Raw genomic sequence first — 17,321 nt, 5'->3', positions numbered from 1 at the left:
CGCCCGAGGAGCGTCGAAGCGCAGGGGCGCAGGCAGGTCGCCCCCCAAACGCTCTATGTGATCACCCACGCACGACACAGCGGAGGACAAACCATGAAGAGATGGACCAAGGCCCTGGGACTCACCGCCGCCGGATTACTGGCGGTGACGGCGATCGACGCATCGCCCGCCATGGCGTCGAGGACGGGGGCATCGCCCGACACCTGCAGGACCGGGTACGTCTGGCGCGGCGCCCAGAACAGCGACCACGTGTGCGTCACCCCGGCCGTTCGCGACCGCACCGCCCGCGAGAACGCCACGGGCGCCTGGCACGCCTGCACCCAGGGATTCGTCTGGCGGGAGGCCTACGCCGGCGACCACAGGTGCGTGGTCCCGAGCTCGCGCACCCAGGCGTACCAGGACAACGACCTCGCGCCATATCGGCTCGCCTGGCTGATCATGACCAGGACCAGGCACGATCCCGACTCGACGAGCTGCGACGGCGGCTCCTGCTCCACCACGAACGAGTCGTCGTACTACACGGTCGGCGTCCGTGGCTACTACCTCACCCTCGGCGCGCGAATCAGCGTCAAGATCGTGGCCGAAGGCGCGATTGTCTGGAACAAGATTGCGTACACAGGGGCCGGCAAGGACCCCGGAGGCAACTACAGCCTCGACACCGGCAACCCGCTGTGCGGCGGGGGCACGTTCGCCAAGCCGTACAGCGCCTATGTGCAGGTGCGCGAGAACTCCGGTCCATGGTCGATGCAGGTACCGATCCACTGGAAGAAGTGCTCCAACGTGTGAGGCGGCTCTACCGCCGAGCAACTCGCGCCATCAAGCCAAGTCGCAGCCCAGGGTGTTGGGATTAGATGGTTTCCCGACACCCTCTGATTGGGTCCCGCAAGCCCTCTCGAAAACCGGACATCGAGTGACGAACCGTGACGTCGGATGGCCGGTTCCGCACCCGAATTGACGACAGGATTTTCCGACAGGAAAATCGGGCTCCCGTCCTTCCCGAGGAGAACCCGGTGCAGATCGTCTACTCCCGCGTCTCCACGGCGACCCAGTCCCTGCTGCGGCAGCGCCACATCCTCACCGAGGCCGGCCTTCTCGTGCGCACCGAAGGCGTCGCCGAGGGGTTCAGCCCTGCCGACGGCGTCCTCCTCTTCGAGGACCCCGCCACCACCTCCAAGATCCCTGCCCTCGACCGGCCCGCGTTCGGCAAGATCGCCGCCAAGGCGCACCCCGGCGACACCCTGACGGTCTCGGAGCTGTTCCGGCTCTGCCGCGACCTGCTCGACATCCACGCCGTCCGCAACTGGTGCCAAGCCCGCGGCGTCGCCCTGCGCGTCCTGTCCGGGCCGCTGTCGAACTTCCACGACCTCGCCGCCACCGACGCCACCACCGCCGTCACCATCAACGTGATCACCGCAGTCGGCCAGTTCCAACGTGGCATCCAGAACGAGCTCACCGTTGAGGGGATCGCCGCCGCCGAGGCCGAAGGCCGCTACCGCGGCCGGCCGCCCGCGCTGGACGGTGACCGGCGCGAGGACGTGCGGGCGGCCTTCCACGAGGGCACCTCGATCGCGGCCCTGGCACGGGCTCATGGCGTAAGCCGGGCGGCCGTGCGAACCGCCCTGGCCGACCTGCTACCCGGCCAGGGCGTCCCGCCTCGGCCGTTGGCGTGATCGACGGGAAGGTCAGGCGACCAGGTCGAGGTCAAGACGGCGACCCATGTCGATGTCGATGGTGCCGTACAGGTTGGCGTTGGACCAAAACAGCGGCGAAAGTCCTCGCCTGTCGGCGTCGGTCATCTTCTCCTGCCAGGCGGGATCCCGCCGACCGCAGGCCCTGGTCGGTGAACACCATCGGGCAGATCTTGGTCGCCAGCCACTCGGCCAGCACCTCCTCATCGGCCCGGGTCGACTCCCGGAACTCCAGAGCCTCCCGCACCTGCGCTCGGTGGTACTCGATCGTCGACCCCGACCACCGGTACTCGGTGAACAGCGCCGGATCGACCTTCACCTGCCCCGCCACGTAGTCGACGGCGGCCTTGGGCACCTCACCTGAATGCCGAGGGAACCGGCCCTCCAGCTCGAAGAACTTCAGCAACACGCCAAAGCCCAGCCGCGTCGCGCCCCTCTTGTTCCCCACCAGCTCCCAGTCGCCCTCCAGCAGCGTCCAGGCCGCAATCAGCTCCTCCGGCTCCCAATCTCGACGCATCCCCGCCGCTCCCTTCGCACGACCGTCTGCAACACGAACATGATCAAGCAGAAACTCCGACCAACCAGCCTCATTCACTCACCCGTGACGACCACGAACCGCAATCGTGATCACACACACAGCTACTTTGGGGCTGGGGTCAGCTTCGGGAGCACCTGCACCCCTACCTGAACTCGCCGTACAACATCGCCAAGTTCCGGCGGCTGGGCTACCCGGACGAGGAGATCACGGGCGGCGGCAGCGATCGCCTCGTCGACGACCTCGTGTTCTGGGGCGACCTCGACACGATCGTGGCCAAGCTCGGCGCCCAGCGCGACGCCGGCGCCGACCACGTCGCGATCCAGGTCATCGGAGTTGAACCGGGGCGCTCCGCGATGCCCTACTGGCGGATGCTCGGCGACGCGCTGCTCCCCCAGGGGGCCGGCGTCCGCCGCACGACGTGAGGGGAAACCGCGGTCCTACTGGACGCCCCACTTCATGAGGGCGAAAGCGCCCACGATCTTCAGCGCGACGAGCGCGATGACCACGCAGAACACGATCAGCGCGGGCCGGTGCTCGAAGTGCTTGCCCTCCTTCAGCGGAGGCCGCTTGGCGACGCGCTCGGCGATGCGCTCTTCGAGGGGTTTGCGGTGGAACATGAACGCAGACTACTACTCGCGTCGCTCGGCCCATCTGGTGACGGGAGGGCCGGAAAAAGGATTGGACGAGATCACGCTCGGGCTTGTAGCGTGCGGTCCACCGTGACACCGGCCGAGGAGGTGAGACCCATGAACGCTGCATCGACGTGGGTGCTCCCCCTTCCCGTCACGGCCGGGCGATTGACGTAGGTGTCGCCGGGAGCGCCCAGCCATCAAGGCACTCCCGAAAGGCAACACCTATGCGTTCTCAGTTCACCGCCGAGCCGTCGTCGAACGACATGGCCGATCGCGACTTCACCGTGGGTGAGGTCCCCGCAGTTGTCCGGGCACCCGCCACCGACGCCGATCGCGAACCCGTGTTCGACGTGATCATTGCCGGGTGCGGGCCGACCGGCGCGATGCTGGCCGCCGAACTGCGGCTGCACGACGTGCGGGTGCTCGTCGTGGAGAAGGAGACCGAGCCCAAGTCGTTCGTCCGCATCGTCGGTCTGCACATTCGCAGTCTCGAGCTGATGGCGATGCGCGGGCTGCTGGAGCGCGTTCTCCCGCATGGAAGACGGCGTCCGGCCGGCGGTTTCTTCGCCGCCATCGACAAACCCGCGCCCAAGGGGCTGGACTCCGCGCACGCCTATCTGCTGGGCATCCCGCAGCCGGTCATCGAACGCCTGCTTGAGGAACATGCGACCGAACTGGGCGCGCAGGTGCGGCGTGGTTGCGCGGTGACCGGTTTCGAGCAGGACGACGAGGGCGTGACCGTCGAGCTGGCCGACGGGGAAAGGCTGCGTACGCGCTATCTCGTCGGCTGTGACGGCGCGCGCAGCACGGTGCGCAAACTGCTCGGCGTCGGCTTCCCCGGCGAGCCCTCGCGCACCGAGACGCTGATGGGCGAGATGGAAGTGGGTGTGCCGCAGGAGGAGATCACCGCCAAGGTGACCGAGATCAACGAGACCCACAAGCCGTTCTGGCTGAGGCCCTTCGGGGGTGGGGTCCACAGCGTCGTCGTCCCCGCCGTGGGAGTCGTCGATCGTGCGGAACCGCCCACCCTCGAGGATTTCAAACACGCGCTGCGCGCCATCGCCGGAACCGATTTCGGCGTGCACTCCGCGCGCTGGTTGTCCCGCTTCGGGGACGCCACCCGGTTGGCCGAACGTTATCGAGCCGGGCGAGTGCTGCTGGCCGGCGACGCGGCGCACATCCATCCGCCCATCGGCGGACAGGGCCTCAACCTCGGCGTTCAGGACGCGGTCAACCTCGGCTGGAAACTGGCCGCGCAGATCCGCGACTGGGCGCCGGGCACACTGCTGGACACCTACCAGGCCGAACGCCGTCCGGTCGCCGAGGACGTGCTGGACAACACCCGCGCCCAGAGGGAACTGCTGTCCGCCGAACCGGGCCCGCAGGCCGTACGCAGGCTGCTCAGCGAACTGATGGACTTCGACGTGGTGAACCGCCATCTCATCGAGAAGATCACCGCGATCGGCATCCGCTACGACTTCGGCGACGGCCCCGACCTGCTCGGCCGCCGCCTGCGCGACATCGACGTGAAACAGGGCCGCCTCTACGATCTGCTGCATCGCGGCCGCGGCCTGCTGCTGGACCGCACCGAACGCCTGACCGCCGGCGGCTGGTCGGACCGGGTCGACTATCTCGCGGATCCCACCGCGGCGCTGGATGTTCCGTGCGTCCTGCTACGCCCCGACGGCCACGTCGCCTGGATCGGCGACGATCAGCAGGACCTGGACGCCCACCTCTCCCGCTGGTTCGGCACGCCCGCCGGCTGACTTCGCCCAGGCACCGGTGATCTCGCGTGTCCTGCGCGGTCATGACGGCACTCCGGTCGCATCGGCGGCGAGGACACAGGCTACGGGCGGGTCGAGGTCGAGGGTCTCAACCCGCAGGCGGGTGAAGCCGGCCCGGGTGAGCAGGTCCTGAAGCTCTTGGGCGGCCCGGGCCGTGGTGTCCCGGGTCGCACGGTTCCTGGTGGCACGGTTCTGGGTGGCACCGTTCCGGGCGGCAGGAGGGCAGCGCGGCTGGCTGACGAGCGCGATGCGTCCCCCGGGCCGGAGCAGGCGGCGCAGCTCGCGAAGCCGCTCCACCGGGTCCGGCCAGAACCCCACGGAGTTGACCGCGAGGATCGCATCGAGCGGATCGCCGAAGCTCGGCAGCCGCTCCACGGTGGCGTGCGCGAGATGGACGCGGCCGGCGCGGATGGCGGCGGCGTTGCGACGGGCGGCCCGCCGGACCATCGTCTGCGAGTGGTCGACGCCGAAGACGTGGCCCCGAACGGCGCGGGCGGCGCACTCGGCGATGGCGATGCCGGGACCGAAGCCGACCTCGAGCACCCGGTCGGCAGGCTGCACGTCCAGCAGCGACACCGCCCAGATGTTGCGCTTCCGGTTGGAGGGGCGGTGGGCGAACATCCAGCCGTTCGCCCACCCGACGACGCCCCGGGGGTGATGGGCCTGGCCCACCAGGTATCTGATCACGCGTTGCTTGAGAGACGCACCCGCTGTTCGCATGATCGCCAGTCAACGGCTTCAAGTACGCTTGAAGTCAATGGACGAGCAGTTGACGATCGGTGAGCTGGCGCGCCGCACAGGTGTGGCCACCTCCGCTCTGCGCTACTGGGAGGAGCTCGGCCTGCTGCCGGAGCCGGCCCGGGTCTCGGGCCAACGGCGTTATCCGCCCTCGGCGGTCGGGCTGGTCGGTGTGGTCTTGATGCTGCGGGATGTCGGTTTAACGCTGCGCGAGGTCAAGACGTTCGTCGCGTCCCGGTCGCCGGCCGGCGACGGTTGGCGGGAGCTGTACCACCGCAAGCTCGCCGAGCTGGATCAACGGATCGCCCGGGCTCAGGTGGCCCGCACCGCCATCGCCCACGGCTTGGCCTGCCCCCACGAGGACATCCTCGAGTGCTCCAACTTCGCCAGCGGGGTCGCGGCGGTCCTGGAGGGGCGTTCCCTCGAAGAGGCTCACGAAGAGATCCACTCGCGCTGACCTCGCCGCCGAGAGCCGCCGAGAGCCGCCGAGAGTTGCTGGGAGCGGCCCGAGCCGCTCCGGTCAGCCGTCGAGCCCGAGCCGTACGGCCCGCGCGAGGGGGGTGGCGTCGCCGGAGGTCAGCGGCTCGGTCAGGAAGAACGGAATCTGGGACATGAAACGAGGCCGGGTGCCGCGATGGGGCTGAGCGGCGTGGACGAGGTGCGGATGACACAGGTAGACGTCGCCGGGCAGTCCCGTGGCGAGGGCCTCGGGCCGGTGCGCGGTCGCCTCGTCCAGCACCGGGCCGGAGGCGAAGAACTCCAGCCCCTGCGCGCCATGCGGCTCCAGGACGCGGACGGTGTCGAGGTGGGAGCCGACCCTGACGCGGGTGGGCGCGTCGTCGGGACCGACCTCGGACAGCAACACCAGCACGAGCATCGTGTGGGACGCGAGGGCGACGGTCCCCCAGGCGCCGGCCGGGCCGGGGTCGTTCTGGTCGATGTGCCAGCCGGTGTCCCCGGCGTCGGAGAGGTGGGGGAAGCGGACCGGCGTGTTGCCGATGGTGCCGCGCGGCACCCACCCGCCCTTGCCCGCGACGAGGTCCAGCGCCTCGGCAAGACGCGGGCCGCGCATCGCCTCCCCGAACGGGCCCTGCCCGGCGGGGTCGGGGGCGGCCCACACCACCGGCTGTGTCCAGTCCTCCGGCCGGTCGGGGGACAGTCCGATCTGCCGCCACAGCAGATCCCTGATCCGGTCCCCGGTCTCGCGGGGGAACGCCTCCTCGACCTTGAGGAAGCCCTCGGTGACGAAGCGGTCGAGGTCAGCGTCGGTGAAAACGGCCATGGCCGGACGGTAGCGAGCTCCGGCGCCGGGTGTCGATCGATTTATCCGGCGCCTCACCCGCCGCGGTCCGGGCACCCGGCGGCGCGACGTTCCGCGGCGGGTGAGGCGTCGATACAGGCGACCGGGGTCAGCGCGACGGAACGCGGCGGCCTCCGGACGCGAGAAAACGGGGTGGCTTTCCGACGCGATGAGGCATTCGTCAGGTCACGGGCTGCTGCAGGTGACCGCCGGCGATGCCGGTGATCCGTTGGCGAGGAACCCGAACGTGGCGGAGGCGTTCGCGCCCAGCGAGCCGTTCCAGCTCATGTTCTTCACCGTCACCGCGGAACCGCTGATACTCAAGGTGCCGTTCCAGAGCTGGGTGATCGTCTGCCCGCCGGCCAAGGTCCAGCGCGCCGTCCAGCCGTTGATCCCCGAGGTCCCGGCGCGCACCGTCACCTCGCCCTGGAATCCGCCGGGCCATGAGCTGATCGTCGTGTAGGTGGCCGAGCACGCGCCGCCGACCGGCGACGGGCTCGCCGAAGGCGAAGCCGACGGTGAGGGACTCGGGGATGGCGAGGGGCTCGAAGACGGTGAGGCTGAGGGCGACGGGCTCGGGGACGGCGAAGGTGAGGGGCTCGGCGATGGTGAGGGGCTCGGCGACGTTCCCTTGTACTCCGCGGCCACCTTGGCCAGGTCGGTTCCCGTCCCCCTCATGTAGGTCTGGTTGACCCACGAGGTGAAAGCGGTCTGGACGGCCGACGACGAGGTGCCCGACCACCGCTCCTCCTTGTCCTGGTCGAAGTAGACGACGTTCTTCAGGTCGGGGTAGCGGCCCGACTGCAGGACGGACGCCATGTCGTTGATCCACTGGGCCTTGTTGCCGCCGTCCTCGCTGGAGCCGACCTCGCCGATCATCACCGGGCGCTTCGGGGCGACGGCGCGCGCCTTGGCGTAGGCGCTGGAGAACATCGAGTCGAAGCTCGTCCAGTAGTTGCCGGACGGGTCCCAGGACGGGCCGAGGCCCCAGTTGTAGCCGTCGATGCCGACCCAGTCGACGTAGGCGTCACCGGGGTAGGACTGCCCGGGGTCGTTGAAGGAGGAGTTGGGGGTGGAGCTGTTGTTGAAGCACCACACCCACTGGACGTTGGTGGCGCCGGCGGCGACGACCAGATCGTGCACCCGCCGGTAGGCGCTTATGTACAGAGCCGGGTTGCTGCCGTTGTTGACGATGCCCCAGGGGTACCAGTCGCCGTTGAACTCATGTCCCCAGCGGACCATGATCGGCGCGCCGACCGATGCGAACTCCGCGCCGCGGGCCCTGATGTAGCTGTCCCACTTTCCGTTGACGATGTCCTGGAGGTGGATCTGGTTGGAGTCGCTCACGCCGAGAGCCGGGTTCCACGGTTCCCAGGTGAAGTGCGTCATGACGCCCTGGTTCCACAGGGCCCTGGCCTCGGCCGCGTTGAAGGCGTTGCCGGTGGCCCAGCTGTCGAACCACTCCACGCTCGCGGGGGTGACCCCGTACCGGCTGACGGTTCCCGAGAGGATCTGGGAGGGGCTCGTCTCACGGAACACGCCGAGGTACTTGGTTGAGGCGTCCGCGGCGGCGGCCTGCGGGGAGATGGTCAGCGCCGCGCACACAAGGAGACCGGCGACGAAGACGGCCATCGTTCGGAGGCGCCCGAACTCGATCCGATGTTTCATATGTCCTCCATGGATTTGGCGCGATCCGAGCCGGTCACACGGAGATCCGGGCGCTCAGGTCCATCGGCCTGCGCCACTCGCGCCGTCGGCTGCTCGTCGGCGCTTCGGGTCTGATCGGCGAGAGCTCGCGTGCCCAAATGGTGAAACAGAGGGCTACACGCCGAACACCCCAGGCGAGTGGCGGCAAATGTTTCCGCAGGTGAAACCGGATAATGGAATGAATGCTTCTGAAAGTTCCACGAAACACTCGTTCCTGTGCCTGCCCTGGAGGGCCGGACGGCAGGTGAACCTGGGTCAGACGAGGGGAGCGGTGCTGGAGCGCACGTGTAGCCGGGTGGCCAGCTCCACCCGCTCCTCGACCGGGGCTCCTCGGGAGGCCAGGGCCAGCACCATCTCGGCGGCGGCGGTGCCCATCTTCTGCAAGGGCTGGCGCACGGTGGTCATCGGCGGGTCCGCCCACTGCGCCAGGGGCAGGTCGTCGAACCCGACGACGCTCAGGTCCTCGGGAACGCGCAGCCCGGCCCGGTGGGCGGCCTGGTAGACCCCCAGGGCCTGCAGATCGTTGGCGGCGAAGATCGCGGTCGGCGGATCCGGGAGCGCCAGCAGCGCCTGGGCCTGGGTGCGGCCGCCCTCCACATACAGCGGGCCGGTGCACACCAGGCCGGGATCGGCCGGGATGCCGGCCGAGTCCAGCGCTGCCCGGTAGCCGTCCAGGCGGGCCCGGCAGCACATCAGCGTGTCCGGCCCGTTGATCATGGCGATCCTGCGGTGGCCCAGCTCCAGCAGGTGGCGGGTGGCGGCCAGGCCGCCGTTCCAGTTGGTGGCTCCCACCGAGGGGACGTCGTGGTCGGGCTCGCCGCGCGGGTCCAGGGCGACCAGCGGGATGGAGCGGCTGGCCAGCCGGGCCCGCTGGCGTTCACTGAGATCGGCCGAGACCGCGATCACCCCGACCGGCCGGCGGGCCAGCACCTGGTCGATCCAGCCCGAGTGCGGGGAGCGCCGGCCGCGCATGTCCGTCAGGCCGAGGATCATGCCGCGGTCCTGGACGACCTCGTCCATGCCCCGGATCAGCTCCAGCGCCCACAGGCTGTCGAGCGATTCGAAGACGACCTCCACCACCGCGCTGGAGTCGACGGCGTCCGGCCGGCGCCGCCAGCCGTGCTCCTGGACCAGTTCCTCGACCTTGCGGCGGGTTCCGGCGGCCACGCCGGGATGGCCGTTGATCACTTTGGAGACGGTCGGGGCGGACACGCCGGCCAGCTTCGCGATGTGCGCCAGCGTGACCTCCGGGCGGGGACGCGGCGCCGCGTACGGGTCGTGGGGGGTAGCGGTCACACCGAGATTCTACGAAGCATGAAAGCCGCCATGAAAATTACAGAATCATTCGCCAGAAATACCGCTATGAGCTGCACGAAATACTTTCTCGTGGGTGTTCGCGAACGTGCATCTGCCGCACCCGCCATGGCCTCGCGTACGGCGGCTTCCCGCTGTCGCGGGCCGTGACCACCTATGCCTGCAAGGCCTCCGTGACCCGCAACATCACCTTTCACCGACGACCTGCGCGGCACCTCCGTCGGACTCGGGGCCGCGGGGCGTCATCCCGTGACCGCGCGGACACGCGGTCAGCACCTGATGACGCCCCGCCCGGCTCACCAGGTCTTGCCGGCCTGTTGCCGGACGGCGCGGTTGATCCGGTTGAAGAAGTTGGTCATCGCGACGTTCAGGATGATCGCGGACAGCTGCCCGTCGTCGAAGTGGGCGGCGGCGGCCTCCCAGATCTCGTCGGTCACACCCGGCGAGCCGTCCTGGATGCGGGTGGCGGCCTCGGTCAACGCGAGTGCCGCCCGTTCCGCCTCGGTGAAGAAGGGCGTCTCGCGCCACGCCACCACGCTGTGCAGCCGCTCGTCGGTCTCTCCGTGCTTCTTCGCCGACGCGACCCCGGCGAACACGCACGGGCTGCAGCCGTTGATCTGGCTGGCGCGCAGGTGGACCAGTTCGAGGACGCGCGGGTCGACGCCACCGGCGTGAATCGCCTTGTAGAGGTGCTGGACTGCCGTGGTCACGTCGGGGTTCGCCGGGCTCTTCAGGCGTGCTTCCATCGGTGTTGCTCCTTCATCGGTTACCTCGGCCCCTCCGGGCCCGTCATCCCCATGACGGAGCAGATCCGAGGAAGGTAACAAACATGTCCGACACCAGCCCCGCGGACCCGGTGGCCGAGGCGTTCGAAGCCCAGCGCGACCGGCTGCGCGCGGTCGCCTACCGCATGCTCGGGTCGCACGCCGACGCCGAGGACGTGGTCCAGGAGGCCTGGCTGCGGCTGTCCCGCCAGGACACGGCCACCATCCACAACTTCGCCGGCTGGCTGACCACGGTGGTCGGCCGGATCAGCCTCGACGTCCTGCGGTCACGTCAGGCCCGTTCCGAGGCGTCCTACGACGACCGGCTGCCCGAGCTCGTCGTGACCGTCGACGACGGCCCGGCGCCCGAGGACGACGTCGCGCTCGCCGACTCGGTCGGGCTCGCGCTCCTTGTCGTCCTGGAGTCGCTCGGGCCGAGCGAGCGGCTGGCGTTCGTGCTGCACGACCTGTTCGCGGTCTCGTTCGACGAGATCGGCCAGATCCTCGGCAAGTCCACCGCCGCCGCCAAGATGCTCGCCAGCCGCGCCCGTAGGAAGGTGCAGGCGGCCGAACACCCGACGGGCGCCGGGCGAGAGCAGCGCGAGGTGGTTCAGGCGTTCCTTTCCGCGGCGCGCCGCGGCGACTTCGAGGAGTTGCTGCGCGTGCTCGACCCCGGGGTGAAGCTGACCGCCGACCTCCCCCATGGTGTGGTCGTCATCCTCGGCGCCACCGAGGTCGCCACCGGCGCACAGAGCCGTGTGGCCGCCGGCTCGGCCGTGCGAGGCCGGGCGGTGCTCGTCAACGGCCTGCCCGGGTACGTGTCGTGGCGAGAGGACGGCGCTCCGCTGTCGGTCATGGCGTTCACCATCGTCGACGGCCGGATCAGCGACATCTCGGTCGTGGCCGACCCGGCCAGGCTCGCGGCGATGGACCTGCCCGAGCCGGAGTGAGTCGCCGCCGAAATCGCCTCCGCGCCCACCCAGTAGCTGGGTGATGTGCCGCCCTTGTACGCCTGTAACGCTCGGCGGTCAATTGTCGAGGTAGCGCAGGATGGCCAGCACCCGGCGACTGTAGCCGGGATCGCGCGGCAACTCCAGCTTGTCCATGAGCGAGTGGATGTGCTTTTCGACAGTGCTCAGCGAAACGTGCAGGCGTTCGGCGATCACCGTGTTGATGTAGCCCTGGGCGAGGTGCCGCAGCACTTCTGTCTCGCGCGGACTCAGCGTGCTCAGCGGGTCGGCGTGGACGGTACGAGTGAGCAGTTGGCGGACCACTTCGGGGTCGAAGGCCGTGCCGCCCGCGCGTATCCGCTCCAGCGCGTCGAGGAAGTCGGCCACCTCCGTGACGCGGTCTTTGAGCAGGTAGCCCAGCCCTTCGGCATCGCCCGCGAGGAGCCTGGCGGCGTAGGTCTTCTCCACGTACTGGGACAGTACGAGCACGCCGACGCCCGAGTGGCGCCTGCGGATCTCCAGCGCCGCGCGGAGTCCTTCGTCGGTGTGAGTCGGTGGCATGCGTACGTCGATCACCGCCACGTCGGGCGGATGTTCATCGATCGCGTTCAGGAGCGCCTGCGCGTCGCCGACGGCGGCCACGGTCTCATGCCCGGCGTCGGCGAGCAGCCGCGTCAGCCCTTCGCGGAGCAGTACCGAGTCGTCGGCCAGGATCACCCGCACGGGACCTCCTTGGGCAGCGTGGCCGCGACCCTGGTGGGCCCGCCCGGCGGGCTGTCGACGGTGAACGACCCGTCCAGCGCCCGGACGCGCCTGGCGAGACCGGACAGCCCTCCGCCGGAGGGGTCGGCGCCACCCGTGCCGTCATCGGAGACCGCCACGCTCACGGTCTGCTCGTCCTCCTCCACGGCGACCAGGATGTCACGTGCGCCCGCATGCTTGATCGCGTTGCTGATCGCCTCGCGAACGATGAAGTACAGGGCAGTCTCGATCTCGGAGACGGGCCGTTCGCCCAGCAGGTAACGCACGGTTACGGGGACGCTGGACTGCTCGGCGACGCCGGAGAGCGCGGCACGCAGCCCCAGATCGTCGAGCGCGGTCGGGTAAATCCGCCAGGCCACGCTGCGCAGCTCGTCCAGGAGCCGGCGTGACTCGGTGTAGGCCTGGGCGACCAACTCGCCGGCCTTGGCCGGGTCGGCAGCGTGCTGGGCGCGGCCGATCAGCATGGCCAGCGCGATCCCTCGCTGCTGGACGCCGTCGTGCAGGTCCCGCTCGATCCTGCGGCGCTCCTCGTCCACGGCGCGGACGATGTCGGACCTGGTGGCGGTGAGCTCGGCGATGCGCCGGCGCATCCGCTCCTGGCTGCTCGGCCCGAGGAGCCGGTCGGCGAGCAAACGCTCCGTGGCAGCGGCGGCAAGCGCTCCGGCCTGAGTCAGCACGAGTACGAATCCGCCGATCAGCAGCCCTACGACACCGCTGTTGCTGATCACCTTCACACCGGGGAAGTCGACCGGTACGGACTCGCTTTCGCCGGTGAGCAGGTCCCACATCCCTCCGAATATGAGCAGGCCGCTGAGGAACAATCCGGCGAGCACGCCGTACCCTGCCACCACTCCTACTGTGGCCCGCACAGCGAGAAAGCCGTACCCGCGACCGGCTGGGGCCGTCCGATGCCCCAGCCATGTGGCGAGCCGTGCCCGTTCGAGTGACAGCAGCCGTTTCGCGATCCGGTCGCAGGGGCGCCGCATCGCCGGGATGAGGTGGAGCGGCCCGGCCACGCAGAGGAACACCAGCTCGACCACGCCGAGGACCGCTCCCGCCAGAAGTCCCACCAGACTGTGCGCACCACGCCGACCTGACACGGCCCGCAGTCTAGGCATCACACCACCTGAGCGCTCATAGCGGTTTCCCGTAAAGGACGCGGAGGGTTCCCACAATGGTGGACGGTGAGGGACCTCCGTAGCTTCGTCAGGTGCTCAGAACCACCCTTGTAGCAATCTGTCTCGCCTTTGTCCCCGTCATATCCGCGTCGGCCTCCGCGTTGGCCTCCGGGTCGATTCCCGCGTCGGTCGACGCCTACGTCGAGCGATACCGGGCGGCGACGGGCCTGCCGGGCGTCGAGGTGGCGATCACGAAAGGGGGGAAAGTCATCCACGCCAACGGATACGGCAAGACCGCCACCGGCGAGCGCGTCACAGCCGACACCCCCATGGCGATGGCCTCGGTCAGCAAGTCCTTCACCGCCTTGGCCGTCATGCAGCTGGTCGAGAAGGGCAAGGTCGCCCTCGACCAGCCGGTGTGCCGCTACCTGCCCGAGTTCACGATGGCCGACCCCCGGGCCGCGAAGATCACCCTACGGCAGTTGCTCAACCAGACCTCCGGCATGGCCGACTCGGCCTTCCACGAGAAGAGCCTGCCTCAGCCCGGCACGCTCGAAGGTGCCGTGGCACGACTCAAGACGGCCAAGCTCGCCACACCGCCGGGAACCGCTTTCAGCTATCACAACACCAACTACCAGGTCGCTGCGCGGCTCGTCGAAGTGGTGAGCGGCGAGCCGTTCGCGGCATACCTCCACGCGCACGTCTTCACGCCGCTCGGGATGGGCAACAGCAAGACCGTTGACACCGATCGTGACCTGCCCGGCAGCGCCCGCGGCCATCTGGTCCTCCTCGGCCGGGCCGTCGCCGTGCCGGAGCCGGCCGGGTTCGGCAATGGGTCCGGCGGTGTCCTCAGCACCGCCAACGACATGGCTCGATGGCTGATCGCGCAGAACAACGGCATCCTCTCCCGCGAAAGCATCAAGGAGATGCGCACGCCTTCGGAGCAGAACCAGGAGTACGCCCTCGGCTGGATGATCGGCACGACGGAACGCGGCACCCCCGTCATCGAGCACGACGGCGATCTGTTCACCTCCACCGCCGCTCAACTGCTGATGCCGGAGCCGGGGTACGGCGTCGCGGTCATGGCGAACACCGGAACGGCCTACGGCGACGCCGACGCCCTCATGGACGGCATAGTCGCCATGATCGAGGGAGGCGCACCCCAGATTCCCTCCTCGCCGCCCTACCTTGTCACCGACATCCTGTTCACCCTCCTGACCCTGGCGACCGCCGGGCTGGCCGTTCGCGGCGTGGCCCGCTCCCGGCGCTGGGCCGCCACCTCCGGGGCGTGGCGGCGGTGGCGGCTGCTGCCCTACCTGGGCCCGCTCGCACTGTGCATCATGATCGTCCCAGTGATGCGCGTGCTTCTTCGGGGCGGTGACATCAGGTGGATCCAGGTGGTCTACCTCTACCCGACGTTCATGGTCTGGCTGGTGACGGCCTCGGCCGCGGGCCTCACGGTGGTCACCGCGCGCCTCTGGGGCACAGCACGTCTACGACGGCAATGAAGCGTGCCGTGGCGAGATCATCTGGTCGCGGTTCTGCTCGATCAGAGGGCAGGTACGTCTCCGGGTCACGGACCAGGTCTCCACAGTCCGGGTGGCAGCTCGATCGAACGCACCGCCGTCAGCGTGCGGATCTCGGTCATCGACCACAGGCTCACGTTGCCCGACGCCGACGTGACGAAGGCCGGCAGGTCGAAGCCGTCGTCCTCGTCCGCCGTGGGCCGGCGGCCGGTGTGGCCCGTACACGCCGGCCACGCCCCTACCGGGCTCTCAGACTCCGGAAGAAGTCCCGGACGTCGGCGACCAGGAGATCCGGGGCCTGCAGCGAGGCGAAGTGCCCGCCGCGGGGAAACCGCGACCAGTGGACGACGGTGTTCGACAGCTCGGCCAGCCCGCGGATCGCCCGGTCACCGAGGAAGTTCGCCACCCCCGTCGGCACCGGGGATGGCGGGGGGCGCCGGCCCCACGCCTCCGAGGCGGTCTCCAGGTACAGCCGCGCGGCCGAGCCCGCCGTGGCGGTCAGCCAGAAGATCGTGACGTTGGTCAAGACGGTGTCGCGGTCGACGGGGGTTCGCTCGGTCCGGGTGGGATCCCAGTCCACGAACCACTCCAGGTTCCACGCGAGCTGGCCGGCCGGGGAGTCGTTGAGCGCGTACGCCAGGGTCTGCGGCCGGGTGGACATCTGGGTGGCGTAGCCGGAGTGGCCGTACCACCACGACTGGTTGCGCCTGGCCTGTTCGCGCTCGTCGTAGGAGAGCTTGTCCAGCTCGCCGGGGTCGATCGGCGTCGAGGCGGTGGCCAGCGCGTTGACATGGACGCCGATCACGCGTTCCGGCGCGATCCGGCCGAGTTCCGGGGAGACGATGCTGCCGAAGTCGCCACCCTGAGCGCCGTAACGCTCGTATCCCAGGCGTCGCATGAGCTCGGCCCAGGCCCGGGCGACGCGGCCCGCCCCCCAGCCGGTCGCGCGGGTCGGCCCGGAGAACGCGAAACCCGGCACCGAGGGCGCGACGACGTGGAAGGCGTCCGCCGGATCACCGCCGTACGCCCGGGGGTCGGTCAGCGGCCCGAGGATGTCCAGGAAGTCGTACACCGTGCTCGGCCAGCCGTGCGTGATGATCAACGGGGTGGCGTCGGGCTCGGGGGAGCGTACGTGCAGGAAATGGATGTCCTGGCCGTCGATCTCGGTGGTGAACTGCGGGACCCGGTTGAGGCGGGTTTCGTGCTCGCGCCAGTCGTAGCCGGTGCGCCAGTGCTCGACCAGCTCCATGAGGTAGTCCTTGTTCACCCCGTAGGACCAGCCGGTGCCGGGAAGCTCGTCGGGCCAGCGGGTGCGGGCCAGACGGCCGGCCAGGTCGTCGAGGTCGGCCTGCGGGACGTCGATGCGAAACGGTCGTGGTGTGCTCACGGCAGTCAGCCTGCCCGGTGTGTAGGACAGCAGCGGTCCTACACATCCGTCACCATGGACGAATGGTGGACACCGACACCCCGGCTCGCCTGCTCCGGCTGCTGTCGCTGCTGCAGACCCACCGCGACTGGTCGGGCACCGAACTCGCCGAACGCCTGAACGTCACGACCAGGACGGTGCGGCGCGACGTCGAAAGGCTGCGCGGGCTGGGCTATCCGGTGCACACCACGATGGGCCCCGCGGGTGGCTACCGCCTCGGGGCCGGCGCCTCACTGCCCCCGCTGCTGCTGGACGACGAGGAGGCGGTGGCGGTGACCGTGGGGCTGCGCGCCGGCGCGCCGAGCAGTGTCAGCGGGTTCGAGGACGCGTCGCTGCGTGCGCTGTCCAAGGTCGAGCACGTCCTGCCGTCGCGGCTGCGTCACCGGGTCGAAACCCTGGGAGACGCCATGGTGGCGATCCCGCCGCGCGGCGGGCCCACCGTGGACGCGGCGGTCCTGACCGCTGTCTCCGCCGCGATCCGCGCTGCGGAGACCCTCCGCTTCGACTACGTCGGCCACGAGGGGGCGCCGTCGGCCAGGACCGCCGAACCCCATCGCCTGGTCTCCTGGGGCCACAGGTGGTACCTCGTCGCCTGGGACGTGGACCGGGGCGACTGGCGCACGTTCCGAGCCGACCGGATGTCGCTGCGCACACCCAACGGGCCCCGCTTCACACACCGCGAGCCACCCGACGGCGACGTGGCGGCCTACCTCCGCAGGACGATCGGCCGTGACATCTGGCCGTACCGCTGCCGCCTGACGGTGCACGCCCCCGCTTCGCGGATCGCCGGACGCGTCGACGGGGTCGTCACCCCCATCGACGACGACAGCTGCCTGCTCGAACTGGCCTCCGACTCGCTCGACCTGGTCGCGCTCGTGGTGGGCACGCTCGGCGTCGACTTCGACGTCCAGTCGCCGCCGGAACTCGCCCGGCACCTTCGCACGCTGTCCGGCCGCTTCGCCAGGGCGGCCGGACAGCGCCGAAGGTGACGGGCCGGGGAGGCGTCGTTCAGCTCCGACCGGCGGGCGATGCGGGCCGGCGCGCCGATTTCCGGCGTCGCCCACAGCGCCCCTG

The 17,321-nt window shown here is 69.7% G+C and carries 18 protein-coding genes; 8 read left to right on the top strand and 10 right to left on the bottom strand.

Annotated elements, in window-relative coordinates:
• Positions 1 to 93 precede the first annotated feature (93 nt).
• Both BXA11_RS10325 and BXA11_RS10320 read left to right on the top strand, forming a co-directional pair.
• Entirely contained in the window at positions 94 to 786 is a 693-nt protein-coding gene (locus BXA11_RS10325; protein ID WP_076434291.1) for a hypothetical protein, read from the top strand.
• Between the two features lie 224 nt (positions 787 to 1,010).
• Positions 1,011 to 1,670: a recombinase family protein gene (locus tag BXA11_RS10320; RefSeq protein ID WP_159454756.1), complete on the top strand. Its 660-nt coding sequence runs from the start codon at positions 1,011 to 1,013 to the stop codon at positions 1,668 to 1,670.
• Between the two features lie 31 nt (positions 1,671 to 1,701).
• Here BXA11_RS10320 and BXA11_RS10315 read toward each other — a convergent pair whose 3' ends face one another.
• On the bottom strand, positions 1,702 to 2,205 hold the full coding sequence (locus BXA11_RS10315; RefSeq protein ID WP_076434290.1) for a DUF4158 domain-containing protein: 504 nt from the start codon (positions 2,203 to 2,205) through the stop codon (positions 1,702 to 1,704).
• Positions 2,206 to 2,468: 263 nt separating this feature from the next.
• Here BXA11_RS10315 and BXA11_RS43875 point away from each other — a divergent pair, with 263 nt between their 5' ends.
• On the top strand, positions 2,469 to 2,648 hold the full coding sequence (locus BXA11_RS43875; protein ID WP_076434289.1) for a hypothetical protein: 180 nt from the start codon (positions 2,469 to 2,471) through the stop codon (positions 2,646 to 2,648).
• Positions 2,649 to 2,663: 15 nt separating this feature from the next.
• Here the strand turns inward: BXA11_RS43875 and BXA11_RS10305 are convergent, their stop codons facing one another.
• Positions 2,664 to 2,843 carry a hypothetical protein gene (locus BXA11_RS10305; RefSeq protein ID WP_030512421.1) on the bottom strand — a complete coding sequence of 60 codons (180 nt, stop codon included), beginning with the start codon at positions 2,841 to 2,843 and terminating at the stop codon, positions 2,664 to 2,666.
• Between the two features lie 356 nt (positions 2,844 to 3,199).
• On the opposite strand from BXA11_RS10305, the gene rox reads away from it, so the two are divergent.
• Positions 3,200 to 4,624 (top strand): rifampin monooxygenase, encoded by a 1,425-nt coding sequence (rox, locus tag BXA11_RS10300; protein WP_204053936.1) that lies wholly within the window; start codon positions 3,200 to 3,202, stop codon positions 4,622 to 4,624.
• 39 nt (positions 4,625 to 4,663) lie between these two features.
• Here the strand turns inward: rox and BXA11_RS10295 are convergent, their stop codons facing one another.
• Positions 4,664 to 5,329 carry a class I SAM-dependent methyltransferase gene (locus tag BXA11_RS10295; RefSeq protein ID WP_239105207.1) on the bottom strand — a complete coding sequence of 222 codons (666 nt, stop codon included), beginning with the start codon at positions 5,327 to 5,329 and terminating at the stop codon, positions 4,664 to 4,666.
• A 70-nt stretch (positions 5,330 to 5,399) separates the two neighbouring features.
• On the opposite strand from BXA11_RS10295, the gene BXA11_RS10290 reads away from it, so the two are divergent.
• Complete coding sequence (locus BXA11_RS10290) at positions 5,400 to 5,837, top strand: MerR family transcriptional regulator (RefSeq protein ID WP_076434286.1); 438 nt, start codon at positions 5,400 to 5,402, stop codon at positions 5,835 to 5,837.
• Between the two features lie 63 nt (positions 5,838 to 5,900).
• On the opposite strand, the gene BXA11_RS10285 is transcribed toward BXA11_RS10290, so the two are convergent.
• From BXA11_RS10285 to BXA11_RS10260, 4 genes are all read right to left on the bottom strand, one after another.
• On the bottom strand, positions 5,901 to 6,662 hold the full coding sequence (locus BXA11_RS10285) for a phytanoyl-CoA dioxygenase family protein (RefSeq protein WP_076434285.1): 762 nt from the start codon (positions 6,660 to 6,662) through the stop codon (positions 5,901 to 5,903).
• Positions 6,663 to 6,866: 204 nt separating this feature from the next.
• Positions 6,867 to 8,348 (bottom strand): cellulose binding domain-containing protein, encoded by a 1,482-nt coding sequence (locus BXA11_RS41230; protein ID WP_083744110.1) that lies wholly within the window; start codon positions 8,346 to 8,348, stop codon positions 6,867 to 6,869.
• Between the two features lie 294 nt (positions 8,349 to 8,642).
• Positions 8,643 to 9,683 carry a LacI family DNA-binding transcriptional regulator gene (locus BXA11_RS10265; protein WP_030512415.1) on the bottom strand — a complete coding sequence of 347 codons (1,041 nt, stop codon included), beginning with the start codon at positions 9,681 to 9,683 and terminating at the stop codon, positions 8,643 to 8,645.
• Between the two features lie 314 nt (positions 9,684 to 9,997).
• The gene (locus tag BXA11_RS10260) at positions 9,998 to 10,447 is read right to left on the bottom strand and encodes a carboxymuconolactone decarboxylase family protein (RefSeq protein WP_076434284.1); all 450 of its coding nucleotides are present in this window, start codon (positions 10,445 to 10,447) and stop codon (positions 9,998 to 10,000) included.
• A gap of 83 nt (positions 10,448 to 10,530) precedes the next feature.
• On the opposite strand from BXA11_RS10260, the gene BXA11_RS10255 reads away from it, so the two are divergent.
• Entirely contained in the window at positions 10,531 to 11,415 is an 885-nt protein-coding gene (locus BXA11_RS10255; RefSeq protein ID WP_076434283.1) for a sigma-70 family RNA polymerase sigma factor, read from the top strand.
• A gap of 78 nt (positions 11,416 to 11,493) precedes the next feature.
• Here the strand turns inward: BXA11_RS10255 and BXA11_RS10250 are convergent, their stop codons facing one another.
• Entirely contained in the window at positions 11,494 to 12,138 is a 645-nt protein-coding gene (locus tag BXA11_RS10250) for a response regulator (protein WP_076434282.1), read from the bottom strand.
• The gene (locus BXA11_RS10245; protein WP_239105206.1) at positions 12,129 to 13,277 is read right to left on the bottom strand and encodes a sensor histidine kinase; all 1,149 of its coding nucleotides are present in this window, start codon (positions 13,275 to 13,277) and stop codon (positions 12,129 to 12,131) included. Before BXA11_RS10245 ends, BXA11_RS10250 begins: the two co-directional genes overlap by 10 nt.
• 110 nt (positions 13,278 to 13,387) lie before the next feature.
• On the opposite strand from BXA11_RS10245, the gene BXA11_RS10240 reads away from it, so the two are divergent.
• Positions 13,388 to 14,803: a serine hydrolase domain-containing protein gene (locus BXA11_RS10240; RefSeq protein WP_076434281.1), complete on the top strand. Its 1,416-nt coding sequence runs from the start codon at positions 13,388 to 13,390 to the stop codon at positions 14,801 to 14,803.
• A gap of 256 nt (positions 14,804 to 15,059) precedes the next feature.
• Here the strand turns inward: BXA11_RS10240 and BXA11_RS10235 are convergent, their stop codons facing one another.
• Positions 15,060 to 16,208 carry an epoxide hydrolase family protein gene (locus BXA11_RS10235; protein ID WP_076434280.1) on the bottom strand — a complete coding sequence of 383 codons (1,149 nt, stop codon included), beginning with the start codon at positions 16,206 to 16,208 and terminating at the stop codon, positions 15,060 to 15,062.
• A gap of 62 nt (positions 16,209 to 16,270) precedes the next feature.
• Here BXA11_RS10235 and BXA11_RS10230 point away from each other — a divergent pair, with 62 nt between their 5' ends.
• The gene (locus tag BXA11_RS10230) at positions 16,271 to 17,236 is read left to right on the top strand and encodes a helix-turn-helix transcriptional regulator (RefSeq protein ID WP_076434279.1); all 966 of its coding nucleotides are present in this window, start codon (positions 16,271 to 16,273) and stop codon (positions 17,234 to 17,236) included.
• The last annotated feature ends 85 nt before the right edge of the window (positions 17,237 to 17,321 follow it).

The organism is Microbispora rosea (assembly GCF_900156315.1).
GTDB classification, from domain to species: Bacteria; Actinomycetota; Actinomycetes; order Streptosporangiales; family Streptosporangiaceae; genus Microbispora; species Microbispora rosea.
Note: the sequence above shows the minus strand (reverse complement) of the source record. Positions and strands in the feature narration are given on the sequence as shown.